Genomic DNA, 24,955 nt, shown 5'->3' with positions numbered 1-24,955 from the left:
GTGAATCTCGATAAGGAATTGTGGGGAGTGGAAACAGAGAATGTAGTCAAATTGATGGAGGTTCAGCTGTTAATTACGAGCTATTGCCAAAATTACTTGCCCAAGCCCAAAAGCTAACTCTTGACGAGCAGTTACAGCTCACGACCGAAATCGAACAGATGGTGCGCCAGCATCCTCCTGAAGAAAGTAAGCGCCGTCTGTGGAAGACAATTCGAGATCGTCAATCGGAAATTATTGTTCTAGCAGCTTAACGAGAAGCTTCCAACGTGAAAGCGTTTGACGTTGGAGTGGGACCAAAGACATCACAAGGAGATCCTAGCTGCCATCGAGCGAATCGAGCAATATGCTAGTCCAGGTCGGTCAAGTTTTCAGCAAAATCAACTAATTCAGGATGGAATTATCTACCAATAAATAAATACCCGACTCGACCTTGAAATCGATGCTTTTGTTGCAGTTGAATTAGCGATCGCTGTCTTTGATGAGATTCTTATAAGTTCTTATCTGGCTCTTATATCTTTGCTCTATATTGGACAACTGTGAAAACTCAGCGTTGTTTATAGAGAAATTGTGAAAAATTACGTAATGCAATTAAATTGTTCGTACGAGAGCAGATTGAAGGCAGTTTTCCTACTATCTAGCTTTATATTTGCTCTGGGAACGATTCTCCGGTCTAATTATTTTATATATTCCCTGCGTTTCAAACTCGTAACTCTAAGACAGTGAATTTCAATCCTTAAAATCATGAAACATTCATTTCTCTATCGGTGCGGCAAAACGGTTGTTGCGATCGCTCTTTCTATAGCCTTGCTGCTGATAGGTAATTTACCTTTTGGTAGTGCTGCGATCGCCGCTAACTATTCCGCCAACAAATTCAATTTCAATAAAGCCCCTCAGACGGTTACCCAACTACCCAAACCCGACCCCGTATTTGAGGGCAGAGTCGGCAAAACATATAAAGATTCCGTTCCTAGCTATCCGCCGCCATTGGACGCTCCTGAAGGGGATCCCAACGTATTGATCATCCTGCTAGATGACGTGGGTTTCGGTATGACTTCTACCTTTGGCGGACCCGTACCCACACCCAACCTAGATAAGCTGGCTAGTAACGGAGTTTCCTACACACGTTTCCACACTACAGCACTGTGTAGTCCTACTCGCGCTGCCTTGCTTACAGGACGCAATCATCACAGTGTTGGCACGGGAGTCATTACCGAGATGGGAACGGGTTATCCGGGCTATACAGGCATCATTCCCAAAAGCACTGCTCTAGTCTCAGAAACCCTCAAAGACAACGGTTATGCTACGGCTATGTTTGGCAAGTGGCACAACACACCAGAGCCAGCCATCAGCCCTGCTGGACCTTTCGATCGCTGGCCTACAGGTCTGGGTTTTGACTATTTCTATGGTTTTAACCAAGGAGAAACTAACCAATATTATCCCACTCTTTACCGCAATACCGTACCCGTCGATCCCCCCAAAACCCCTGAAGAAGGCTATCACTTTACTGTAGATATGACCGATGAAGCGATCGCCTGGACGCGCAATGTGCGTGCTGCTGACCCAGATAAACCTTGGTTTGTCTACTTCAGCACGGGAGCAGTTCACGCCCCCCATCACGCTCCCCCAGAATGGCGAGAAAAATTTAAAGGACAGTTCGACCAAGGTTGGGACGAGCAACGGAAAACGATCTACAACAAACAGCTAGAGATGGGCATCATTCCCGAAGGTACTAAACTCACCCCTCGCCCAGAAGAAATACCAGCCTGGGACGAGGTGCCCGAAGAGGCCAAAACAGTTTACACTCGGCTGATGGAAAACTATGCTGGATTCATGGCGCATACCGATTATCACGTTGGTCGTTTGATTGACTCCTTAGAGCAGTCTGGAGAATTAGACAACACCCTGATCTTTTACATCGTTGGCGACAACGGAGCCAGTGCCGAGGGTGGTTTAGAAGGTACTTTTAGCGAACTAGCTAGCCTGCTGGGTATTCAGTTAGGACTAAAAAGCACCATCAATCGAATCGACGAAATCGGCGATCCAAAGAGCGAACCCCACGTTCCTGTCGGTTGGGCATGGGCGATGGATTCTCCCTTCCAGTGGACGAAGCAGGTAGCCAGTCACCTAGGCGGAACTCGTAACCCGATGGTGGTTCACTGGCCCAAAGGTATTCAGTCTCAAGGCGAAATGCGCACCCAGTTTCATCACGTTATCGACGTGGTGCCGACAATTTTAGAAGCAACAAATATTGCCGAACCAGAAGAAGTTAATGGTATTACCCAAAAGCCCATCGAAGGAGTTAGTATGGTTTACTCTTTTGACGAACCAGATGCTAAGGACAAAAGAACCACCCAATACTTCGAGATGTTTGTCAATCGTGCTATCTACGATGATGGCTGGATGGCTTCGAGTCACTTTGGTGTGCCTTGGGATACGGCGAGTCGTTATGGGGATTTCCAAGATGCCCCTTGGGAGCTATACAACCTAGAAGAAGATTTTAGTCAGGCTAATGACTTAGCGGCACAAAATCCCGAAAAACTGAAGCAATTGCAGGCTAAGTTTGTCGAGGAAGCCAAGAAGTACGATGTTTTTCCCCTCGATCCCCGATTTTCCGAGCGGCTCGATCCCAAACTCCGAGTTAGTGGTGAACCTCCAACTAGCTGGACTTACTACGGCAATAATGTCCGCATGCCAGAGCCAATAGGGCCGCAACTGTTCCCCAGAGGGCATACTATCACTGCCGATGTAACCATACCCCAAAAAGGAGCAGAAGGGGTTATTACCTGTGCTGGTGGTTTTTCCGTTGGCTGGTCGCTGTACGTTAAAGACAACAAACCTAACTTCCGCTATACGGTTGTCGATATTGGAAATGTCACCATTCCAGGAACTGTTACCTTGCCCAAAGGCAAAGTTACCCTCAAGACCGAGTTTACTCCCGATGGCTCTCAAGAAGGAGGCGGCACTCTCAGGCTGTTTGTCAATGACAAGCCAGCCGGGGAGGGCAAACTAACTCGCTCTTTATTCCGTCACGGTTTAGAACCCTTTGAGGTGGGTCGCGACTCGATTACGGCGATCGACCCTGCCTATGAAAATAAGGGCAAGTTCGAGTTCACAGGCAAGATCGATGAAGTTAAATTTGCGTTGAAGTAAGCAAAGCTCATCCGGATTTCTAGGTTGGTTAAAAATCTAGAAATCCACTCCGATCGCTAACCTATTAAGAGTTACTGACCCATGAAACTGACTCGCTCGCACTTCTTAAAACTGCTCCCGGCAGCGATCGCGATTCCCACGGCTAAATTCTTATTCTGGTCCAGCCAACAGAACCTGACAGCTACACCCGAGCCTCTAACTTCCTGGCGAGAGGGACAGATTAAATCCGCCATTTTAGACTTTGTGCGGCAAGCTACGACAGAGGGGAATAAAGGCTATATTCCTCCAGGCGATCGCATCGCCACTTTTGATAACGATGGCACTCTCTGGTGCGAACAACCCTTGGCACAGGGCATGTTTGTCATCTCCCAGGTGAAGGCTCGTATCGAGGTGCAGCCCGAATTGGCAAACCAGCCTGTGGTGATGGCATTGCTCGAGCGCGATCGAAGCTATTTCGATCGACCTGAAGCGAGGGCAGAGCTGGTAAAGCTCCTGGCTACGGTCAGCGCCAATATGCCCCAGAGTGAGTATGAGCTCCAGGCGCAAGCTTTCCTAGAAACTGCCAGCCATCCGCAATACGGGGTCAAATACACCGAACTAGGCTATCAACCCCAGGTCGAACTCTTAGCCTACCTGCGTGCCAACGGTTTTCAGACCTGGATTTGCACTGGTGGCGGCATCGACTTTGTACGGTTAATCTCCGAGTCCATGTACGGCATCGTCCCCTAACAGGTTATCGGCAGTTCCTTGGAGAAAGAATACCGCTCGGTCGGTGGGAATAATGTCATCTGGCGATTGCCCAAAATCGACCTAATTAACGACAAGACTGGCAAGCCTATCGGGATCGATCGCGCCATCGGTCAACCGCCCGTTTTTGCCTGCGGTAATGTGCGCTCCGGTGGCGATATTGCCATGCTTACCTACAGCCAGAGTGCGCCCTATCCAACCTTCCAACTTTTAATCGACCACGATGACGAGGAGCGCGAGTTTGCCTACAGCGAAGCCGACAATGCTTCCCTTAACACAGCTCGGCAAGAGGGCTGGAACGTCGTCAGTATGAAAACCGATTGGAGTCGGGTTTTTGCCTGGCAATAACCTTTCTTGTCAATTCATGCAGGAGGACTATCGCGCTTAAAACCCCATCTTTTTTCGACTGTTCTCAGCTCTCTGTTCAGAATTTATTTTCAAGACAGGTCTATATGTTCAAACGAATTCTAAAGGATGCTTTGACATTAATTGCAATCGCCCCCTTGTTTTGAAAACCACAATATCCCCGGCGATCGCATAGAAAGATCGATTTTATTTAGTCAATTTACAAAGATTAAAAATGTTCAAACACATCTGGAAAGTAACGCTCGCCACTGCGATCGCTCTAACTTTCATCTTACAAACCACCATCTCACCTGCCTTGGCGCAGGAAATTCTGCCCCATCCTCCCAAACCATTTAAAGGCAAGGTGGGCTTGACTTATACAACATCCGAACCCGTCAAAACCGAACTCAAGTTACCTGAAACCTTTGGCATCGAAAATCCCCCCAATATCTTGCTGGTGCTGATCGATGATGCGGGTTACGGACAGTTTGGCAGCTTTGGCGGCAGCATTCCCACTCCAACGATGGATCGGGTAGTTAAAAATGGACTGCAATATACTCAGTTTCACACCACTGCCCTCTGTTCTCCGACTCGTGCTGCCCTATTGACGGGACGTAACCATCATTCCGTCGGTACTGGCGTAATTACCGAAGCGGGTACGGGATATCCTGGCTATTCTGGAGTAATTCCCGAAAATGCTGCTACTTTTGCCCAAATCTTACAGGCTAACGGCTACAGCACTTCCTGGTTTGGCAAAAATCATAACGTCCCCGACTGGGAAAGCAGCGTGGCAGGTCCTTTTGACCGCTGGCCCAGAGGTTTGGGTTTCGATTACTTTTATGGCTTTGTGGGTGGTGACACCGATCAGTTCAGCCCAGCCCTGGTAGAAAATACTACGCGGCTCGAACCCCCTAAAACTAATGCCGACGGTTCTCCTTATCATCTGACCGTTGACCTAGCCGACCATGCAATTAACTACATTCAGCAATTGAATGCCGTCTCGCCCCAAAAACCCTTTTTCACTTACTTTGCTACGGGTGCTACTCATGCCCCACACCAGGTTCCTCAAGTGTGGAGCGACAAGTTTAAAGGGCAGTTTGACATGGGCTGGGACAAATACCGCGAAGAGACTTTCGAGCGGCAGAAAAAACTAGGAGTCATTCCCGCCGATGCCCAGCTAACTCCTCGTCCCGAATCGTTACAGGCTTGGGATTCTCTGACTCCTGAAGAACAAAAAGTCTACGCTCGCATGATGGAAGTGTTTGCGGGGTTTACCGCTCAGACCGACCATGAAGTGGGACGGGTCATCGAGGCGATCGACGAATTGGGTAAATTAGACAATACGCTAATTTTCTACATTGCTGGGGATAACGGCTCTAGTGCCGAAGGCGGTTTTGAAGGACTGCTCAACGAGATGACCTTCTTTAATGCCCTACCAGAAAGTCTGGAAGAAAAAGAAGCAGCGATCGAGGATTTGGGCGGACCGCAGTATTACAACCACTTTCCTGCAGCCTGGGCGTGGGCGATGGATTCTCCTTTCCAGTGGACGAAGCAAATTGCCTCTCACTTTGGCGGCACTCGTAACGGCATGGGAATTTCTTGGCCCGCACGGATTAAAGATAAGGGAGGTAAACGCTATCAGTTTGGTCACGTCATCGATATCGCCCCGACGATTCTAGAAGCAGTGGGCATTCCCGAGCCCGTCCAGGTAAACGGTATCGGACAGAAGCCGATTGAAGGCACTAGCTTGGTATATACTTTCGACGATGCTAACGCTCCGACTCGTCATACTACCCAGTATTTCGAGATGCTGGGCAACCAGGGCATTTACAGCGATGGCTGGATGGCGAGTGCTTTGTGGAACGAACCTTGGAATCCCAACCCGCCAACCGACAAAGATATTCTCAATCTAGACTGGGAACTATATCACGTCGATGAAGACTTTACCCAGGCTGTAGATTTGGCAGACCAAATGCCAGAAAAACTACAGGAGATGAAGGATCTCTTTTACGCCGAAGCAGCCAAGTATAGCGTCTTGCCTCTCGATGGTCGCAAAACAGAGCGTTTGGACGTTGCCAATCGTCCCAGCCTGACTCAAGGACGAACTCACTTTGCCTATCCCAGAGGTATCCGAGTACCTGAAGGCTCTACTCCCGACCTCAAGCACGTCAGCCATACGATCGTTGCCGATGTAACTATCCCAGACGAAGGTGCAAAAGGAATGCTAGCGACGTTGGGAGGACGTTTTTCAGGTTATGGGCTATTTATTCAGGATGACAAGCTAGTGTACCACTACAATTTAGCCGACGTTGAACGGTACGATGTCATTTCCGATCGCGATGTGCCGACAGGAAATGTAACTTTAAAAGCAGAATACAAAACCGATGCCGATAAACCCTATGCAGGAGCTACAGTAACGCTCTATGCTAACAACCGCAAAATCGGTCAGGGTCGGGTTGAAAAGACTCTTCCCAACCGAATCACTCTGGATGAAACCTTCGATGTCGGCTTTGACACGGGAACTCCAGTGAGAGAAAGCTACGAATTACCCTTTACCTTTACAGGCAAGCTCAAGCAAGTGGCGATCGATCTAAACGCCTAGTTTTCTAACTTGGGGAAGTGGGAAACTTTCTGGTTTCCCTTTCCTCAACCTAAATTATTGCTTCGCGATTTAATAAAAATTAGTACCGAGAAAGAGCAACAATGCTGCAACAAATATGGAAAATAACGGTTGTGATAGCGATCGCCCTGACATTTTTCTTTCAAACCACCATATCGCCAGTTTGGGCGCAAACTGACAAAAAACCCAACATTTTAGTCATCTGGGGCGACGATATCGGCTGGTTCAACACCAGTGCCTATAACGACGGCATGATGGGCTACCAAACCCCTAACATCGATCGCCTAGCTCAAGAAGGAATGCATTTTACCGACTACTACGCCGAAAATAGCTGTACTGCTGGTCGGGCAGCCTTTATTACCGGACAGAGTACCTTTCGCACTGGTTTGACCAAAGTTGGACTGCCGGGAGCTAAGTTGGGTCTTCAGCCAGAAGATCCTACCATTGCCGAAATCCTCAAACCAATGGGCTATGCCACTGGGCAATTTGGCAAGAACCATCTGGGCGATCGAGATGAGTTTCTGCCTACGGCTCATGGCTTTGACGAGTTTTTTGGCAACCTCTATCACCTCAACGCCGAAGAAGAACCAGAATTTCCCGACTATCCCAAAAACCCTGAGTTCAAACAACAATACGGACCGCGTGGGGTTCTTCATTCCTACGCTGACGGAAAAATTGAAGACACCGGACCTCTAACCTCGAAACGCATGGAAACCATCGACGAGGAATTTTTGGAGGCAGCCACAGACTTTATCGAACGCGCCACCAGCGACGATAAGCCTTTTTTTGTTTGGTTCAACACCACGCGAATGCACATGTACACCCACCTCAAGCCAGAATCTAAAGGGGTTACTGGCTATGGCTTAGAAGCCGACGGTATGGTAGAACATGACGCTCAGGTGGGACAACTTCTCGACGAACTAGATCGCTTGGGAATTGCCGACGATACAATCGTTCTCTACAGCACCGATAACGGCGCGGCAGTTTACGGCTGGCCGGATAGTGGCATGACTCCGTTTCACGGCATGAAGGATACTCCCTGGGAAGGAGGTTTCCGAGTTCCGGCGATCGTGCGCTGGCCGGGACATATTCCCGCAGGTACCGTTTCCAATGAAATTATGTCCGCCCTGGATTGGTTTCCGACTTTGGTAGCTGCAGCGGGAGAACCCAATATTAAAGAAAAATTACTACAAGGCGATCGCGCTGGCAATAAAAAGTTTAAAGTTCACCTCGACGGCTATAATTTTCTGCCCTACCTCACGGGTGCTACAGACGAAGGACCGAGAAAGGAATTTTTCTATTTTACTGATGACGGCGATTTGGCGGCACTGCGCCATAAAGAGTGGAAGGCAGTATTTTTAGAGCAGCCAGCAACCGGCTATGACGTTTGGCAAAAACCCTTAATTCAGCTAAGGGCACCCTACATTTTCAGTCTGCGGCGCGATCCTTTCGAGCGAGCATATATCGATGCTGATAACTTTCCCGACTGGATGCACCATCACATTTTCCTTTTGGTTCCCGCGCAAAAATATGTAGCCAATTTCCTGAAGAGTTTTAAGGAATTTCCCCCTAGGCAAAAGCCTGCCTCGTTCTCCCTAGACGAAGCTCTAGAAAAGCTCGAAGCCAGTTCTAAAAATTAACTCGGAGGTTCTCGACTCATGAGTATTATCAGCCCCAGTAGTCCCTTTTTTCAAGCGTTTGTATCGATAACTATCTTTACATTCGTTCTTTCTTTAGGAATGAGCTTGTCACTCGCCCAACTGCGGGAGTTTTGGCAGCAGAAGGGATTGGTTATCCGAACGCTGGTTGCTACGGTAGTTTTGCCGCCTTTATTATTAGCACTGTTGATTTTAACCGTCGATCTGCCCAAACCCGTACCGATCGCTCTGGCACTGCTAATGGCTGCCCCTGGTCCGCCCCTGCTTACTCAACGTATTTCCCAGGCAGGGGTAAGTCGAGAACTGGCTTTGGATATGCAGGTAACTCTGGCTCTGATGACGATAATAGCAACTCCATTAATTCTCAGCCTGTTTCAAGCGGGATTTCCTGATGCTAGCGATGTCAGTCTCGATATTTGGTTAATTGTCAAAAAGGTAGCTTTGGTGCAATTTTTACCCCTCGGTATCGGCTTTGCTATTCATCAAGTTCGGGCGGAGTGGGTAGAAAAATTAGCGGCAATTCTTAATAAAGTATCTCAAGTGCTGCTATTAATTTTAGTGCTCGCACTGTTAATCTTGCTTATCTCCACAAAGCTGCTGTTAACCTTGGGCTGGCTGCCTTTTTTGGCGATCGCCCTGTTTAACGTATTGCTCTTGGCAATAGGTCATGTCTTGGCTAGTGGTTACGCCAAGCAGTTCCAGGCTAGTGTCGCCATAGCCTCGATCGCTCGTAACTTGGGATTGGCGATTTTTATTGCCACTTCTCTGGCACGAGCCGATGCGATTTTAACTATCCTGGTGGCTCAAATCATTGGTATTATTGTCAACTTACCCTATACTCAATGGATAAAACGCAGGTGATTTTCAGGTTCGAGGTCTAAAATTGATAAGCGCTCGTGCTGCTACTCGTACTAGCAGCAATTTAGCTAATGCGAGCTTTGCTAATGAGCGATCGCCAAACGAATTAAGGCTAAAAATCGGGAAGAGATGGCATTTCTGGTTCGCTATTTTCTCCATCGCCATCGGAATTAGGCAGTTGGGGAAGATTAGCTTCTTGTTTGCGACATTTTTTAGTAACGCTATCGCAGATATAAGCAGTACATTTTTCTGAAACACTGCTTTCCTCAGAGCATTTTTTGCAAATTATTGCTGCTGCACTTGCTGTTTGGCACTCATAGCCTAATTTATCTAAAGCAGAAATAGTAACATTCGTGATGTCTTCTAATTGAACAATAATAGTCGAACTTAGAGCTTTATTAGGTGATAGAAAATTTACAGAACTAAAGCCCAGTACTAAGGTTAAAAAATACAGTGTTTTCATGAGGATATTAAGATATTAAGTGATTGATTTTTTTCTGGTTTAATCTTACTCTCAAGCTGTAACTCGTCAAATCCTTGAGTTATTACAAAAGCTATTCACTGAGGGAACAAGAGTTGCAATTGAGTTCGCAAAGTCCAATCAGCACCTCCATCGGGTTTAGCAGCATTCCAGTAACCTTGAAGAGAGGCGTTAACTGGTTGCTTGCCAATAGAAAAAACTCTGCCGAACCCCCCCCAATAGGCACAGTCCAAGTATCGTCAGATGAAGCCTCCCAATTAGCTGTAATAATTGGTGCGCTAACAAGATACCAACCATTTGGTAAATTATAGTTGAAGAATGGTTGCAGCAAAAACTGACTTACATCTTCGCGGTCTGAGTCACCTGCAAAAGAAAAAACTTGGTTGGTAAGCCCTCCAAAAACCATATTCTCCCTAGTCACTACAACTACGGCACTGGGTCCTATGGACCACTTACCCGTACCCAAGATATCATCTGTTGCAGTAGGAATTACAAAAGTCGGTCCTACGCCCCAAGTTATATTACTGGAATTTTTGGGAGAGAAAAAGAAAGTCGGGTTGAGATCGCCCAAACCAAATGCGTCATCTCCACCTGAAGTCAACTGCGGTTGATAAACTACAGGGAGAATTACCCGACTAATTAGCAATAGGTTGTCATTTAGGGAAAAAGGGATAACAGGCTGGATGTTGAGAGTATTCCGAGTGCGATCGAATTCTCCTACACCAAAGTCAGTATTATTTTGAAAGGGTAAACTGATTAAATTTGCTACGGGGTTTTGAGACTGCGATCGCAAGTCTGTATCTCCACCTCCGTTATCTTCATCGACATCTGGATTTGATTGGGCAATTGCTTCTGGTGTTTGTCTTTGATATATGGACTCGGAAAGAATGTCGGAATTAGTTTTTAAAGCAACTGGTAAAAGAGCTTCAGCATTAGTGTTTATAGGTGCGTTGTGTTTGGGCAGATCTTTTTCTGGCTGGACTAATATTAAGGTACTACTATGATCGATACTGTATTCTTTAGTGTCTGTTAAAAACTGTGGTAATTTCGCTACACTAGCCACTGAATTTAAATCTTGCCAAAACAAAATAGAATGTTTCTTCTGTTCAGACTGTACTGCTTCGTTAGCGATCGCTGGTGCGACTAAACTGTTTAACAATAGAAAAGCAGCCGAAAATTTTGAAAAAAACGGATAAATTCTTTTAAGCAACGTAACAAAAACTCCTTTAAGCTACTTGACTAGTAAAAATCTCAATATAAAGCTGAAAAGATTCTTTTTTGCCAAACATTTTTGAATCAATATCATCTTCTTTTATTGCTTTTTAAACTCATTATTCGATTGAATGGTCCTCGTAATAGTACATAAGGAACTATAGATAGGAGACAAGCAACAATGACGGCAGTCACCAGATTTAGCGATCGCAAGGCGATAAATTGGTAAATGAAGTCTAGTACCAAGGCGAGGATAAAAACTTTAGAAATTCCTTTCCAACCATCTTGGAGTAAAAATCGGCGATGTTCGGGATTAGTTAGGATTGTCCAACCGTAGGGATCTCGTTCTTCCCTAGCATCCAGGCGACCATCGCGGAAGGCAAACAATGTTGCCATAATTGGCTGTAGGAAAAATCGAAAGTGCAAAGGACCATCAATACGAGTGACGAGTTCGCTTGCCAAATTTGCCAAAATAATTTTCATGGTTAGAAACTTCTCAACTGAAAAAAGTTTACAACTAAGATGTAAGAACAAAATAAGAACTTATAAGAAAGTTATAGAGATTGAACCAATATTCACAACATAATAGTTGTGGCTATAAGTCGCCCTCGGATTAAGGTGATTGGTAGTTAGTAGCGCGATCGCTCGTTCATAGCCAAAAAAAATTAACTGGACGAGATATTTATATAGATATTTATATTTAGTTACAACTTTCTTATTTCTTAGAGGTATTCTGTCATCTATGCAAGTTTTGAAGATTTATGGTTACTCCTTTACCTTCATGGAACGATACGCCAACCAAACAAGCAATTTTAGAGTTTGTCAGGGCGCTTACAGATAAAGCTCACGCCAACTATGTCAAACCCCAAGAACGAATTGCTACCTTTGACAATGACGGTACTCTCTGGTGCGAAAAGCCCGTATACAATCAAGTGGCGCGAATTTTAGATAAAGTTGCTGCCGATGCCAAGGCAAATCCCGATTTACTCCAAAAACCTCTCTATCGAGCGACTGTAGAAAATGATACCGCCTGGTTTGAGATGTATTCTACTGGCGATAAGCTTCAAGAATTAATCGCCATGATTGTGGAAACGGGAGTGGGCTGGACGGAAGAGGAAGTGGAAACTAGAGCCTTAGCCTGGTTGGCAACAGCTCGTCATCCTCGTTTTAAAGTCCCCTACACCCAGACGATCTATCAACCAATGCGAGAACTAATTGATTATCTCCATGAAAACGATTTTGGGGTGTTTATTTGTTCTGGTGGTGGGATGGACTTTATGCGAGTATTTGTCGAAGAGGTTTACAATGTACCTCGCGATCGCACTATTGGTTCTAATATGAAACTTGCCTGGGAATATCGAAATGGTAAACCAGTACTGGTCAGACAATTAGGCATTGTCGAACCTTTTAACGATGCTGTTGGTAAGCCAATTAACATTCAGCTTCATATTGGCAGACCGCCGATTTTAACCGTAGGCAATAGCAACGGCGATATCGAAATGATGGAGTTTGCCGCAGCTAGTGGCAAACCGTATATAAACCTACTGGTGCATCACGACGATGGCGATCGCGAATACGCCTACGATCGCAATGCCGAAGGAGCCTTAGCAATGGCAAAAGAGCGTAACTGGAACGTTATCAGCATGAAGCGTGACTGGAAGCGAATTTTTCCTGAGTCATCAGTTATTGGTCATTAGAAGGCAGAAGGCAGGAGGCGGAAGGCAGGTGGTAATTTCTACTAAGCCTTAATTGATGACAAACAATAAATAGGGAATAACCAAGGACAAATAACAAACAACAAAAAACAAAAAACCCCAATCGTCATGCTCGACTTTTCTTAGAAAACAAATTATGAATATTAAAACTAAAGACGACGAACCAACATCTAAAGCAGAAATGCCAGTGTTGTTAAAAATGCTTTCTGTATCCCGATGGATTAGCGCGATTCCAGTATTTGCTTCCCTAGCTGCTTCATTACTGATGATTTTATTGGGAATCAAAGAAACTATCGCCGCCTTTGCGATCGCTTTTGAGGGAGGCACAAATACCATGCCTGTAGGTGCGACGGAAGAAGCTACGCTGCGTCTGTTAGAAGCACTGGATAATTTTCTTATCGGTTTGGCATTTCTTTCCTTTGCCTATGGTATCTATGCACTGTTTATTCACTTTAAAGAAGAAGACTTAGAAATTCCCCAGTGGTTGAGAGTTGAAAATATTGCCGCACTCAAAAAAAGTTTATTGGAGGTACTTCTAGTTCTGTTGAGCGTAGTCTTCGTCAAACGCATCTTGGAAGCCGTAACTCCTAGCGAAATTGCTTGGAAAATTATTATCATTCCCCTGTCAATTGTGGCGATCGCGCTGAGTACCAGATTTATGTCTGAAGGAGAATCATAGTTAAATATTGAATATATATATTGACGCTACTTCCCCAGTACCAATAGAGCTAATACATTAACAATGAATCTGGGAAATTTTACCAACCGTTTTAATCTTTGGCTCGAGCGTCGCCAACAGCTAGTGCTCGAAGCAGCCTATAGGAAGGAGTGCGCGGGTAATTTCGGAACTGGAAACTCAGTATTTTAATGGAGAGCAAATCGCCTACAGTCCCGATCGCAGCAAAACGGTATATGACTATGTCCGAAGTTTGCGCGATCGCCAACTGCTCAATATTCGGTCTAATCTAATTCAGTTCGGTATTGGAAATTTTCTCTCCAATCGCCAACGTTCTAACCAGGATACGACTGATTCTGGAGGGAATATAGGTTTTCAAGGCGATGAAATCGTCGAAAAACTAAATTACATAGAATCTGTTATTGCCAAGTATCGAGAAGATAGCTTTCCCGATGCTGAGTTACTCGACTCAAAAGACAAGATTACTGCTAGCGAACTTCCCGAGTCAGCCGAACGAGCCACTTCTAAATCTGAGGCAACTACAGCCCAAGTTATCGATCCGCCAATTATTGAAGCTGACTCTCAACCGAGACAATCGCGATCTTTATTTGGAAAGCTAAAACCCTTTCGTTCTGAAGCGCGAGAAGCAGAATACGAGCGACAAGCAGTTATCAATATTCGTCTACGCCGCCAACATAATCGAATTGCTACTAGGTGGATAATTATTATTATTCTGGTTCCGTTGTTGACTCAGATTTTGGCAAAAAATTTATTATTCGACCCTATCTTGGGCAATTATAGCGATCGCAATCCCAAACGGATCGAACTCACCCAGGCAATCCAGGAAAAATTTGACGAGGAAATACGATTGCTTAACGATAAACTCGATGTGGAATACTTGTTGGGCATAATACCCGAACTAACACCAGAGTTCAAAAGGGAAAAACTTGAAGAAGCTGCCGTCGAGCTTTGGCAAGAATCGCGAAATGAAGAATTAAATGGGTTAAAGAATCTATTAGCTGACGGAGTAGCTTTGGCAGTTTTCGCAGTACTGGTTTACTTTGGACGTAACAAAATTGCTATCCTGCGTCATACTGTTAATCGCTCGTTTCTTAATTTATACGATCCAGTCAAGGTGTTTCTATTTATTTTAGTTACAGATATGTTTGTTGGCTTCCATTCAGCAGAAGGCTGGGAAGTTATTTTAGAAAGTATTGCCGAACACTTTGGCATTCCGGCTAATGAGACATTTATTAAAGGATTTATTGCCACGGTGCCTGTTTTCCTCGATTCCTGTCTCAAATTTTGGATTTTTACCTATCTAACTCGTTTTTCACCTGCTTCTTCGGCAATTTACGAACGCATGAATACTTAGAGATTGAAGCATATTTTCTTATCTCAAAAGGAAAATCTTAATTTATGACTACTACTACAGTAACCACTCCCAAACCACAGTCATTTGAAGAACGCTTGGATGAGTCTCGGCTTACTCGCGTTATGTGGCTGCTGTGGGCATTATCTGCTGGACTGATTGCCCTAGATGGCTTTGACTTTTTTATCATTGGCGTGGCAATTCCCTTTTTGCAACGGGATTTTAGCTTGAGTTCGGCTCAAATTGGCGCGGTAGCGGTAGCGGCAGTGGCAGGTTCTCTGTTTGGCTCGCTTACTCTAGGTCCAATTACCGATAAAGTAGGGAGACAGCGGATGCTAATTGTAGACGTTCTCTTATTTGTAATAGCTACGGCGGGAACTGCTTTAGCTTGGAATGCCACCTCGCTAATTTTTTTCCGCTTTCTAGTAGGAGTCGGTATCGGTGCCGACTATCCCATCAGCGTTTCCTACATTACCGAAAATGTGCCCTCGAGGTTGCGGGGACGGATGGTAATTGGTGCTTTTACCTTTCAGTCAATCGGCGCGCTTCTGGGTGCTTTAACTGGATTGACACTTATCGCTCTATTCCAAAATATGTATCCCGATACAGCACAGCCAGCAATTCAATATGCCTGGCGTTGGATGCTCGGTATTGGGTTACTGCTAGCGATCGCAGTGGGCGTACTCCGCTTGAGCTTTCTGTTAGAAAGTCCCCGTTACTACATCGCTAGGGGCGAATATGAGGAAGCCTCCGAAGCGGCAACGACTTTGCTAGCAGAATCAATTACCATTACCCCCGAAACTGATCCCCCCAGTCGCGAACCCAGTCTTAAATACAGTGCGCTGTTTTCGCCGCAGTATCGCCGCAATACAGCTTTTGCCTCGATTCCCTGGTTTTTACAGGATATTGCCACCTATGGCATCGGCATCTTCACCCCCGCAATTATTGGTACCTTGGCATTTGCCGCCGAAGATAATTTTTTGATGAGAGAAATGGCTTCGGCAAAAGGCTCGGCGTTTGTAGATCTGTTTCTAATTGCGGGATTTTTGCTAGCGGTTTTACTGGTAGAAAGAGTCGGGCGGATTCGACTGCAAATTGCTGGTTTTATCGGCATGGCGGTCGGTTTGGCAATTTTAGCCGCTTCGGATTTATTTCCTGCTAGTACTACCTCCAATATCGTGCTGGTTTTCTTGGGATTTTTTGTGTTTAACCTGATGATGAATGCAGGTCCCAACTCCACGACGTTTCTGTTATCAGGAGAAGTTTTTCCTACCTCGATTCGCGCTAGTGGAGCGGGCTTGGCGGCAGCAGTTGCCAAAGCAGGAGCGGTGTTGGGTACCTTTACGTTGCCTACTCTAGATAAATCTCTCGGTACTCCGATTCTCTTACTACTTCTGTCGGTAATTTGCATCCTAGCTGCCGTCATTACTTATTTATTGCGCGTGGAAACTACCGGGCGGTCGCTCGAAACGGTTAGCAGCGAATAAATTACTTTACTATATTGTTACTTTTCCATATCATGAACGATCCCTCTCAATCTCCCAATCCTGCCGAGTCTTCCTTTGCCGGAGCGAGCAGCAACGAACTTGCTATAACTCGCACCGAACTTGCCAGCGATCGCAATGAACTAGCCAAAGACCGCAATCGCCTGGCAGCCGAACGCACCTTAATGGCTTGGATTCGTACTTCCCTCTCAATGATTAGTTTTGGCTTTGGCATCGATCGCTTTTTTACCTACCTCAAGCAGTCCCAAACTGGAACCTCAGTAAATCAACTTACTGAAGAACGGGTTTTAGGACTGGGTTTGATTGTCTTGGGCGTAGTTGCCCTGGCGGGAGGCACCCTTAACTACTGGCGCGTGCTCAAAAATCTAGAAAGTACTCGATATAAATACAACTATGCCTCCGACCGTTCCTTTGCCATAACCATCGCCATCGTGCTCGTGTTTATCGGATTAGCCAGCTATGTTCCCATAATTACCCAGGACGTGAGCTTTAGAGAAATTATTACCCTTAATAGTCAAATTGTGACCACCCTCGTCTCCTTCTCAGTGTTCTCCATTATGCTTTCACTGGGTGCGGCATTGTCAGTTAAAGACTTGTTGGCTCTCTGGAAACAGCCCGTTCTCGTTGCGCGATCGCTCCTTGCCATTATTATTATTCCGCCTTTTATCTTGGCAGCTATCCTTTCAGTTTTCAATCTCCCCGAAACTTTTGTCCTAGCTCTAATGTTTATGGTTGCCTCACCGGGTCCCGCGCTGCTGACCAAACGAGCGGGAACTGCCGGAGCCCGTCTGGACTTTACTCTCAGCTTGCAAATAACTCTGGCATTACTGGCGATCGTGGTCACTCCTCTAATCTTGAAGTTCTTCGCCGTCTTCTATTCTAGTTCCGAATTAACCGTTAATGCTATACAGGTTGCCAAGCAGGTGGGACTCGTGCAGTTCCTACCGCTAGGTATTGGGGTTGCCATGGCAACTATCTGGAAAGACGTAGCAGCAGAGATCGTGGAGCTAATTAGTACGATCGCCAATACACTGTTTATCATTTTGGTACTTATTATCCTCATCATTAGTTTAGACATAGTTCCCAATTTAGGGACGACAATACTAATTGCTACCGCTCTAATAACCCTACTCGGTTTAGCCATCGGGCAGGTTGCAAGCATTGGCTTGGCTCCCGATATTCAATCTGGAATTGCCGTTGCCACTATCGCTCGTAATGCTGGACTGGCGATCGCTCTTGCTGCTCTCAATGGACAGGGGAACATTATACCCGTCATCGTTGGAGTTTTAATCGTTGGCATTGTAGTCGGTGCGCCTTATTCCGCCTGGATGAAAGGTAAGGTGCAAGCTCAAACGGAAATAGCAACCACGACTTTTTGATGTTGTCCGTCGTTTGTTCTCGGTCATTTGTCATTTGTTTTTCATTCTTGGTAAAAAAACTAATTACTAATAACTAACGACTAATAATTTAACTGGAATTAATTATGAACCAGCCGCCGTTACCTTCTAAACCGCCCAATATTCAAGCCGAACTTGCCAAAGAGCGTAATCGAGCCGCAGCAGAACGAACCCTTATGGCATGGATTCGCACCAGTCTTTCTCTAATCGCCTTTGGCTTTGGTATCGATAGTGTAGTTACTGCGATTTTTAGTTTTCAAGCAGTTCAGGATATCAACCGAGTACGCTTCTCCCGTCTTTTTGGATTGGCATTTATTGGTCTGGGAGTGTACGCTCTGGTTACTGCCGCGATCGAACATCGTCAAGAACTACTGCGAATTCAGCGTAACGCTGATTATATCTATAAATCGCGGCGTTCTCTGGGATTGACCGTAGCCGCGGGGTTAATTTGTATTGGTGCGATCGCATTTATTGGCATCATCTGGAAAGCAATAACTTAAATAATTTGTCTTTTGACCTTTGTCCTTAGTGTAAAACAGACAACCAACAACCAATCCTATGAGTCCGACTCCACCCCGACCAACTAACGTCACTACTCAATTAGCAAAAGAACGCAACCGTGAAGCTGCCGAACGTACTATGGCAAGCTGGATTCAAAACTGTATTGGCATTATTGGTTTTGGTGTGGGGTTCGATAGTATTTTGGCGGCATTGCATCAGGCGTTTCCAGACAGGAGTCCAGCATTTGATCTAAATCTCGCTCGTATTATCGGATTGACGGCGATCGCTATAGGTATCTTGTTGTTAGTGCTGATGATTTTTGCCTACAAGCAAGAAGTACGCTCTTTAGAAAGAGAAGATTATTTAGACAGAACTCCTCGTCTCTTTATTCTGGGTACCCTAGTTAGTTCGATTACGCTTTATGGACTAGTCGCCTTTGTAGCGGCTTTGTTCGTTCTTCCCTGGCAATAGCCATTTATAATAAATACTTAATTAAAATAGCGATAACGTTTAGTCAGTAAAGCTTTCGGTAGGAAAACAATATTTTGCCATCACGTCATTTGGAGTGTCACCGTAAGACTTAAAAATTAGTCTAAAAAATAGTAATATTTGCTTTTTATGTTTTTTGATGGGAAGCTATCGGTCGAGTATTCGATTGTTTGTATTTGCTTCTTGTTGCTCTAATAAGTTAACTGCAATATCGTACCAAACCGAACGATATCTTTTGTGTTCTGATGTATCTGTTAACTGTATTCCTCTGAGTTCGGGATACTGACGATGGAATTCGTTGTCTACATCTTTAAAAAAAGCTCCTGGTTCGAGATTCAACGCTAGAACGCGCTGATAGATTTCCTGTTGACGTTGTTGTTCTCCTTGACTGAGAGCCAAATTATTGGAACTAGAGCTAGAAATTAGAGTGGCATCCGCTTGAACTAATTTGTCTTTAATCCACGCAAAACTAACTATTCCAGGCAACAATATTACTCCAGAAACAATTAAGCCCCACTGCCAAGATTTTAGCCGTTTTAGTTCGCTAGGACTGGGTATTCTAGTAACTTGACGAGAAAGAGCGGTAGCACCCGTGGCTACTTGAGAAACGACTTGGCTGACGGGATTAGCTACACTAGCAGCACTAATATTTTTTGGAGCTACGACTAAAGTATGCAGACGTGAAATAAAGTTACTAATAACTGATTCTTTTGCGGTTTCAAATGCCTGACGAAGTTGAGTAGCCGATTGATAGCGATCGCGAGGATTGTGGGCTAACATCTTAGTTAGGATTTTCTGGAAAGCAGGGCTGACTTCAACTTCCGAACTCCAGTTCCATTTTGCCTGATGATGATCGTAAAGTTCGTGGGGTTGTTTTCTGGTTAGTAATACTATAGCTGTTGCCGCTAGAGAGTAGAGATCGGTAGAGGGATAAGCCTGTCCGCTGCGCATCTGTTCGTCAGGTGAATAGCCCTTTTTACCAATCAGAGTAACCGCTCTTCCAGTGGATTTAGATACGGCATTAGCGGCAATTTTGACACAGCCGAAATCAATCAACACTGGTTTGCCATCTCCATCTCGCCGAATTAAATTATCTGGAGAAATATCGCGATGAATTAAATTTTGGGCGTGAATGTATTCGAGTACGGGAAGTAAGTCCGAAATTAACTCGGCTACTTTTGTTTCTGTTAGCTTGCCTTCGTGTTTTAATAATTCCCAGTAGCTTTTACCTTCGATGTATTGTTGAACTAAAAACAGAGATTCTTTGCCCTCGATGCGAGTTCTCAATAAAGCCTCAAATCGAGGAATGCGGTCGTGCTTTAACTGGTAAAGAATTCCTGCTTCTCGTTCGAAGAGTTCCTCGGCTTTACGTAAATCGCGATCGCTTTCTACCTGGGGGGCAAATTCTTTGAGTACGCACAATTCGCGAAAGCGTTGAGTGTCTTCTGCAAGATAAGTTTTGCCAAAACCCCCTCTACCTATTTGTCTGATGATGCGGTAGCGATCGTTTAAAATTGTACCTTCTCGTAGTAAAGCCGAACTTCGAGTCATACTATATCTCGTAGATTCCCAGAAAACACAGCTATTTTAGCAAGGCTTTTAGAGATCGCCATCCCTAATTTAGGGCTTATCTACAAAAAGTCACAAACAAGTCACATTAATATTTAGTCGTGTTCTAGAGCTAATTGTTCCCCAGTCCATCTGATTAAAAATAATCGTAGCGAGTGGCGATATTTCAGTAGCAAGAAATTGACCAGCAAGCAAGTCGATCCCAAGCCAAACAAAATAAAGGTAACGGGAGTAACTACTCCGATGGCGAACCAGGTAGAAATATGAAGAAATAAAGTCATTGCCCAAACTGAAGCGATCACCACAGATAACCGCATCAATAGCAGCGATTTTTCTTCAACTAACAGCACTATGGTTAGTATTGTGGTTAATAAATTAGCTGGTACCAGAAAAGCACAGATAGTGGCGCAGTTGTGGCGAGAAAATTCAAAAATAGGTTCTAAATCGAACATAAAATACGCTCTTGATGGCTTTGATGTGGACATTTTAGCGAGATTTTTACGGATAACCAACCGCTTGTTAAGTTTAATCCTTAATTTTTAGAAAATATTAAGAATATCAGGGGGCGCTGTGGGGGCGACAACAGGGCTGAAAAGAAAGCAGGCAACTCAGATGGGAAATAGGAAAAAGCGATCGCAGTTAAGATCTGTCTAATACGGCTTGCATATATTTACCCCATAGAGCGGCGGCTTGATAACTACTACCATTAGTAGGAGAATTATCGTCATTACCGAGCCAAACACCTGTAGTTAGATCTTTGCGAGGTAGATAGCCAATAAACCAGAGATCGACGCTATTGTCTGTGGTTCCTGTTTTGCCCGCCTCTCCCTTGTCGATATGTGCGGCTTTACCCGTACCGTCTTCTACAGCACGACGTAGCATTCTAGTAATTCTCTCGGCGGTGCGTTCTTCGATCGCCTCACGAGAAATTCGAACATCATCTTCTACAGCATAAATTTCGCGACAGGTATCGCGATCGCTGGGATCTTCACAGTCACTACCATCTAAAATGCGTTTGATCGCGTGGGGACGATGCCAAACACCGTCGTTAGCTAAAGCCGCATATGCTCCCGTCAGTTCTAAAACATTAACCTCGCTTTCTCCCAAAACTAAACCTGGAGAGGCAGTTAGAGAAGATTCAATTCCCATCTGCTTTGCTAAATCGATAATTCGCTCTAGCCCCACATCCTGGGCTACTCGGATCGCCACCGCATTTTCCGATTGTGCCATACCCCGATAGAGATCGATGTCGCCCTTACTACGTTCGCAGCCTTGATAACGCTGCCCTTTCCAAAATACAGGGGCACAAGAATACTCTCTGTCGGGATCGATACCCCTTTCCAGTGCCGCAGCATAGGCAAAGACTTTAAATGTCGAACCTGGTTGTCTTTGTGCCTGCACGACTCGGTTAAATTGACTTTGGCTGTAGTCAACTCCACCTACTAGAGCCACGATTTCTCCCGTTTCACTATCGAGAGTCACCACTGCTCCTTGAGAGTAGCCCAAACGGGAACCGTCTTCATTGACGGAATAGCGGAGTGCGGCTTCGGCTTCTCGCTGTATTTCGGGATCCAAACCCGTTTCGACGATAAAATTTCCTTCTTGCGCCACGTCGGAACCCAATAGAGTTTGTAGTTCGTCAAAAACGTAGCTGTAAAAATAAGGCGCGATAGTATTAGACAGAGTTTCTCTAGCTTTGGGGCTAACTTCGATGCGCGAGCGCCTCGCTCGTGCTGCCTCTGCCTCTTCAACCATACCCATTGCCTCCATGCGATCGATAATCCGATTGCGTAAACCCACCGCAGTTTCATAATCTTTAATCGGGTTGTAAAGATTGGGTGCGGGAAGCACTGCTACTAAAGTGGCAGCTTCAGAAAGATTTAAATCGGCAGCAGACTTGTCAAAGTAGAACTGTGCCGCATCTTCAAAGCCATAGTTACCTACTCCCAAATAAACGCGGTTGAGATAGGTTTTGAGAATGCGATCTTTGCTGAAGAAGGTTTCTAGTTTTAGAGCTACCCAGATTTCTCTTAGTTTACGCGCGGCGGTATTTTGTCTGCCCACCTCGGGAAATAAACTCCGAGCGAGTTGCTGGGTAATTGTACTCGCCCCCTGGCGCAATTCGGAAGATTGGAGATTGATAAAAACTGCCCTAACGATGCCGATGGGATCGACTCCAAAATGCCAGTAATAACGGCTATCTTCAGAAGCAATTACAGCTTGAGGAAGATATGAAGAAAAGTCAGAAAGGTTTTTGAGTTCGCGATGGGTGTTTTGAGCTACGGGATTGATGGGGGTTTCGCCATCACGAGCATAAACTACAATCGGGCGAGATGATTCTTGAGGTAAGGGATATACGGGAACTTTAATCCATTCGATCGCTAAGGTAATTAGTAACAATCCCAGTAATCCACTCGTACCGTATAGTAAATAGCGAATTGAATACAGCCACAATGGTGGCGGATTGTAATATTCTACTTTTACGGCGGCAGCAAGTTCTGGAGGTCCTAAGGTAAAGCTTTCGCCATGATAGAGAGAAAAAGATTTAAAGCGGCGTTTGCCTCGATAGATTCCGTTGGTTGAGTCTTCGTCTTTGACAATAAAAGAGCGGGGATGTTGACGATCTCGTTTGAGCGATAAATGGGTTTGACTGACTACAGCATTGCGAATACTGATATCGCAGCGCGAACTACGTCCGATCGTATAGCGATCGCCCGTTAAAGGATAGCTCTTTGCTTCGCTATTATTGGCATTTTTAACTCTTAATTCTGCTACTCGTTTTCCTGGCTGAAGATCGATCTCCTCAAAGTTTACTTTAGCACGAACGTTTTGTACCGCTTTAGTAATGGCTTTACTAATTGGCGATCGCGATTTGCCAGAGGGCGGTTTACTAGTCATTGGTTTTTATCGTGGGCGAAAAGCATAAAGAATTTGGATTGAGATTATTCCCATTTTAAGCAATGCTACTGACGATCTAGATCTAGAGGTTTAACTTCATCTGACTCTTAAGAAACACATTCGCTCTTGGAGGAATGGGGAACAAGGTCAAAACCAAGAGCCTGAGCCTTTTGCTCAAGATATGAAAGGGTGCGTTGGCGATACTTTTGTTCATAAGCATCGACACCAGGCTCGATGTAAGCATCACCAGTCTTCCAAAGATGATAAAAAATACGAGCTATTGTCTTGGTGCGCGTTCCCATGCTGGGGAAACCCCAGCGGGGTCGCACCGCTTTATGTGCGGTAGCAGTGATAGCTTGAGGTCCACCTAAGCGACTTCGCATTCGCCGATAATAAGCACCTAAAGCAGAATGACTGCGAGAAAGGGTTTGAGCCGCCATGCCGAAAGCATTAGCTGCTCGATTTTCTCCCTTAACCTTTACCCTTTCCCTAATACCACAAGTCAGTTACGGATTAGATGCAAGATCTCAGTCTTACCTAATAGATCGATAACCTCCTAAAATACCTTTTTTGGAAAAAACTATTTGCCAAAGCTGAATATTTCTCGCCCGAAACGAACCCGCCATCATACACAGGTAATATTTCCAATAGCGATAAAATCGCTCTCCATATTTAGACTTGAGCTGTTGCCAATGACTCTCGAAGTTTTCTAGCCAAGCCATCAGAGTCAAGTCATAATCGGAGCCAAAATTATGTAAATCTTCAGTGACGAATCGATTTTCAGTGGCTTGAAATATTTGTGCTAACGACGGCAACATGCCATTGGGGAAAATATATTTACTACTCCATTGTTCTCCGTAGGTAACGCTATAACGGTTGCCGATGGTATGTAATAAAAATAAGCCGTCTTCTTTGAGGCAGCGATCGACTACTTCCATAAACCGCCGATAGTTTTTATAGCCGACGTGTTCGAACATCCCTACGGAGACTACGCAATCGTATTTACCCTGTAATTGGCGGTAATCTTGGCAGAGAAATTCGATTGGTAGACCGGCACAAAGCTCTCGTCCGAGTTCGAACTGTTTCTGAGAAATGGTAACGCCCACACAGGATACTCCATAGTTTTCGGCAGCATATTTCATCAGGCTGCCCCACCCACAACCAATATCTAATACTGTCATGCCCGATCGCAATTCTAACTTCCGACAAATTAAATCTAATTTAGCTGCTTGGGCTGCTTCTAAATTATCTGCATCTCGCCAATAGCCACAACTATAGGTCAGGCGAGAATCTAACATGGCTTGAAAGAGATCGTCACCTAAGTCATAGTGCTGTTTGCCGACCTGAAAGCTTCTGGAGAAACTTTGCAAATTCTGTAGCTTGGTTGTTAGAACTACCAACCAGGATGTCAAATTATTATTCCCAACGCGGTCTTGAAGCCGCGATCGCAAAATTTTGGCAAACAGTTCATCTAATTGGGCACAATCCCACCAACCTTCAACATAAGCTTCACCCAAACCCAAAGACCCTTGAGCCATGACTCTTCGATAGAGTTTTTCATTATGAACTTGCAGATCCCAAGGTCGATTGCCGTTAATTTCAATATCTACTTCGGCTAGGACAGACTCGATAAAATCTTGAAGTCGGCGATTGGAATAACGAAACAGAAACTTACTTAGATCTGAGTCACCTCGAACAAAAAATTTGGATTTTTTACGATTAATAGAAGATGACATGAGCCTAATACCTTAACAATATTTGT

At 45.0% G+C, this 24,955-nt stretch carries 21 protein-coding genes and 1 pseudogene; 14 read left to right on the top strand and 8 right to left on the bottom strand.

The annotated features are described in order from the left end of the window. Window positions 1-83: 83 nt before the first annotated feature. From ACLFKQ_RS08795 to ACLFKQ_RS08765, 7 genes are all read left to right on the top strand, one after another. On the top strand, window positions 84-251 hold the full coding sequence (locus ACLFKQ_RS08795) for a hypothetical protein (RefSeq protein WP_448999404.1): 168 nt from the start codon (window positions 84-86) through the stop codon (window positions 249-251). A 490-nt stretch (window positions 252-741) separates the two neighbouring features. Continuing rightward, window positions 742-3,150: a sulfatase-like hydrolase/transferase gene (locus ACLFKQ_RS08790; RefSeq protein ID WP_448999403.1), complete on the top strand. Its 2,409-nt coding sequence runs from the start codon at window positions 742-744 to the stop codon at window positions 3,148-3,150. 81 nt (window positions 3,151-3,231) lie between these two features. Then, window positions 3,232-3,879, top strand: a complete 648-nt coding sequence (locus tag ACLFKQ_RS08785; protein ID WP_448999402.1) for a hypothetical protein — start codon at window positions 3,232-3,234, stop codon at window positions 3,877-3,879. An 18-nt stretch (window positions 3,880-3,897) separates the two neighbouring features. Then, window positions 3,898-4,245: a hypothetical protein gene (locus ACLFKQ_RS08780; RefSeq protein ID WP_448999401.1), complete on the top strand. Its 348-nt coding sequence runs from the start codon at window positions 3,898-3,900 to the stop codon at window positions 4,243-4,245. A 232-nt stretch (window positions 4,246-4,477) separates the two neighbouring features. Beyond that, window positions 4,478-6,844 carry an arylsulfatase gene (locus tag ACLFKQ_RS08775; RefSeq protein ID WP_448999400.1) on the top strand — a complete coding sequence of 789 codons (2,367 nt, stop codon included), beginning with the start codon at window positions 4,478-4,480 and terminating at the stop codon, window positions 6,842-6,844. A 101-nt stretch (window positions 6,845-6,945) separates the two neighbouring features. Beyond that, window positions 6,946-8,502: an arylsulfatase gene (locus ACLFKQ_RS08770; RefSeq protein WP_448999399.1), complete on the top strand. Its 1,557-nt coding sequence runs from the start codon at window positions 6,946-6,948 to the stop codon at window positions 8,500-8,502. Window positions 8,503-8,520: 18 nt separating this feature from the next. Beyond that, entirely contained in the window at window positions 8,521-9,381 is an 861-nt protein-coding gene (locus tag ACLFKQ_RS08765) for a bile acid:sodium symporter family protein (protein ID WP_448999398.1), read from the top strand. A 109-nt stretch (window positions 9,382-9,490) separates the two neighbouring features. On the opposite strand, the gene ACLFKQ_RS08760 is transcribed toward ACLFKQ_RS08765, so the two are convergent. The 3 genes from ACLFKQ_RS08760 to ACLFKQ_RS08750 form a co-directional block, all read right to left on the bottom strand. Beyond that, on the bottom strand, window positions 9,491-9,841 hold the full coding sequence (locus ACLFKQ_RS08760) for a hypothetical protein (RefSeq protein ID WP_448999397.1): 351 nt from the start codon (window positions 9,839-9,841) through the stop codon (window positions 9,491-9,493). 91 nt (window positions 9,842-9,932) lie between these two features. Beyond that, on the bottom strand, window positions 9,933-11,018 hold the full coding sequence (locus tag ACLFKQ_RS08755) for a neuromedin U (protein ID WP_448999396.1): 1,086 nt from the start codon (window positions 11,016-11,018) through the stop codon (window positions 9,933-9,935). Window positions 11,019-11,161: 143 nt separating this feature from the next. Then, entirely contained in the window at window positions 11,162-11,554 is a 393-nt protein-coding gene (locus tag ACLFKQ_RS08750) for a hypothetical protein (protein ID WP_448999395.1), read from the bottom strand. A 278-nt stretch (window positions 11,555-11,832) separates the two neighbouring features. Here ACLFKQ_RS08750 and ACLFKQ_RS08745 point away from each other — a divergent pair, with 278 nt between their 5' ends. The 7 genes from ACLFKQ_RS08745 (at window position 11,833) to ACLFKQ_RS08715 (ending at window position 18,708) form a co-directional block, all read left to right on the top strand. Then, the gene (locus tag ACLFKQ_RS08745) at window positions 11,833-12,768 is read left to right on the top strand and encodes an HAD family hydrolase (RefSeq protein ID WP_448999394.1); all 936 of its coding nucleotides are present in this window, start codon (window positions 11,833-11,835) and stop codon (window positions 12,766-12,768) included. Window positions 12,769-12,922: 154 nt separating this feature from the next. Then, window positions 12,923-13,465, top strand: coding sequence for a YqhA family protein (locus ACLFKQ_RS08740; RefSeq protein ID WP_448999393.1), 543 nt, complete (start codon window positions 12,923-12,925; stop codon window positions 13,463-13,465). Between the two features lie 250 nt (window positions 13,466-13,715). Continuing rightward, complete coding sequence (locus ACLFKQ_RS08735) at window positions 13,716-14,837, top strand: CemA family protein (protein WP_448999392.1); 1,122 nt, start codon at window positions 13,716-13,718, stop codon at window positions 14,835-14,837. A 44-nt stretch (window positions 14,838-14,881) separates the two neighbouring features. Next, window positions 14,882-16,321: an MFS transporter gene (locus ACLFKQ_RS08730; RefSeq protein ID WP_448999391.1), complete on the top strand. Its 1,440-nt coding sequence runs from the start codon at window positions 14,882-14,884 to the stop codon at window positions 16,319-16,321. 32 nt (window positions 16,322-16,353) lie between these two features. Further along, complete coding sequence (locus ACLFKQ_RS08725) at window positions 16,354-17,718, top strand: DUF202 domain-containing protein (RefSeq protein WP_448999390.1); 1,365 nt, start codon at window positions 16,354-16,356, stop codon at window positions 17,716-17,718. A gap of 104 nt (window positions 17,719-17,822) precedes the next feature. Beyond that, complete coding sequence (locus ACLFKQ_RS08720) at window positions 17,823-18,236, top strand: YidH family protein (RefSeq protein ID WP_448999389.1); 414 nt, start codon at window positions 17,823-17,825, stop codon at window positions 18,234-18,236. A 58-nt stretch (window positions 18,237-18,294) separates the two neighbouring features. Further along, window positions 18,295-18,708 carry a YidH family protein gene (locus ACLFKQ_RS08715; RefSeq protein WP_448999388.1) on the top strand — a complete coding sequence of 138 codons (414 nt, stop codon included), beginning with the start codon at window positions 18,295-18,297 and terminating at the stop codon, window positions 18,706-18,708. A gap of 165 nt (window positions 18,709-18,873) precedes the next feature. Here the strand turns inward: ACLFKQ_RS08715 and ACLFKQ_RS08710 are convergent, their stop codons facing one another. From ACLFKQ_RS08710 to cfa, 5 genes and pseudogenes are all read right to left on the bottom strand, one after another. Then, window positions 18,874-20,277: a protein kinase domain-containing protein gene (locus ACLFKQ_RS08710; protein ID WP_448999387.1), complete on the bottom strand. Its 1,404-nt coding sequence runs from the start codon at window positions 20,275-20,277 to the stop codon at window positions 18,874-18,876. Between the two features lie 113 nt (window positions 20,278-20,390). Continuing rightward, entirely contained in the window at window positions 20,391-20,747 is a 357-nt protein-coding gene (locus ACLFKQ_RS08705) for a hypothetical protein (RefSeq protein WP_448999386.1), read from the bottom strand. A gap of 187 nt (window positions 20,748-20,934) precedes the next feature. Then, entirely contained in the window at window positions 20,935-23,193 is a 2,259-nt protein-coding gene (locus ACLFKQ_RS08700; protein ID WP_448999385.1) for a PBP1A family penicillin-binding protein, read from the bottom strand. Window positions 23,194-23,300: 107 nt separating this feature from the next. Next, window positions 23,301-23,657: pseudogene (locus tag ACLFKQ_RS08695) on the bottom strand (hypothetical protein); the annotation flags it as partial. A gap of 69 nt (window positions 23,658-23,726) precedes the next feature. Beyond that, entirely contained in the window at window positions 23,727-24,929 is a 1,203-nt protein-coding gene (gene cfa / locus ACLFKQ_RS08690; RefSeq protein WP_448999384.1) for a cyclopropane fatty acyl phospholipid synthase, read from the bottom strand. Between the last annotated feature and the right edge of the window lie 26 nt (window positions 24,930-24,955).

The organism is Myxosarcina sp. GI1(2024), from assembly GCF_053543375.1.
Note: the sequence above shows the minus strand (reverse complement) of the source record. Positions and strands in the feature narration are given on the sequence as shown.

Bases quoted from the DNA above. Each gene is read 5' to 3' on its own strand.
- ACLFKQ_RS08790 (WP_448999403.1), top strand. From the start codon at position 742: ATGAAACATTCATTTCTCTATCGGTGCGGCAAAACGGTTGTTGCGATC.
- ACLFKQ_RS08785 (WP_448999402.1), top strand. From the start codon at position 3,232: ATGAAACTGACTCGCTCGCACTTCTTAAAACTGCTCCCGGCAGCGATC.
- ACLFKQ_RS08775 (WP_448999400.1), top strand. From the start codon at position 4,478: ATGTTCAAACACATCTGGAAAGTAACGCTCGCCACTGCGATCGCTCTA.
- ACLFKQ_RS08770 (WP_448999399.1), top strand. From the start codon at position 6,946: ATGCTGCAACAAATATGGAAAATAACGGTTGTGATAGCGATCGCCCTG.
- ACLFKQ_RS08765 (WP_448999398.1), top strand. From the start codon at position 8,521: ATGAGTATTATCAGCCCCAGTAGTCCCTTTTTTCAAGCGTTTGTATCG.
- ACLFKQ_RS08760 (WP_448999397.1), bottom strand. From the start codon at position 9,841: ATGAAAACACTGTATTTTTTAACCTTAGTACTGGGCTTTAGTTCTGTA.
- ACLFKQ_RS08750 (WP_448999395.1), bottom strand. From the start codon at position 11,554: ATGAAAATTATTTTGGCAAATTTGGCAAGCGAACTCGTCACTCGTATT.
- ACLFKQ_RS08745 (WP_448999394.1), top strand. From the start codon at position 11,833: ATGGTTACTCCTTTACCTTCATGGAACGATACGCCAACCAAACAAGCA.
- ACLFKQ_RS08740 (WP_448999393.1), top strand. From the start codon at position 12,923: ATGAATATTAAAACTAAAGACGACGAACCAACATCTAAAGCAGAAATG.
- ACLFKQ_RS08730 (WP_448999391.1), top strand. From the start codon at position 14,882: ATGACTACTACTACAGTAACCACTCCCAAACCACAGTCATTTGAAGAA.
- ACLFKQ_RS08725 (WP_448999390.1), top strand. From the start codon at position 16,354: ATGAACGATCCCTCTCAATCTCCCAATCCTGCCGAGTCTTCCTTTGCC.
- ACLFKQ_RS08720 (WP_448999389.1), top strand. From the start codon at position 17,823: ATGAACCAGCCGCCGTTACCTTCTAAACCGCCCAATATTCAAGCCGAA.
- ACLFKQ_RS08715 (WP_448999388.1), top strand. From the start codon at position 18,295: ATGAGTCCGACTCCACCCCGACCAACTAACGTCACTACTCAATTAGCA.
- ACLFKQ_RS08710 (WP_448999387.1), bottom strand. From the start codon at position 20,277: ATGACTCGAAGTTCGGCTTTACTACGAGAAGGTACAATTTTAAACGAT.
- ACLFKQ_RS08705 (WP_448999386.1), bottom strand. From the start codon at position 20,747: ATGTTCGATTTAGAACCTATTTTTGAATTTTCTCGCCACAACTGCGCC.
- ACLFKQ_RS08700 (WP_448999385.1), bottom strand. From the start codon at position 23,193: ATGACTAGTAAACCGCCCTCTGGCAAATCGCGATCGCCAATTAGTAAA.
- cfa (WP_448999384.1), bottom strand. From the start codon at position 24,929: ATGTCATCTTCTATTAATCGTAAAAAATCCAAATTTTTTGTTCGAGGT.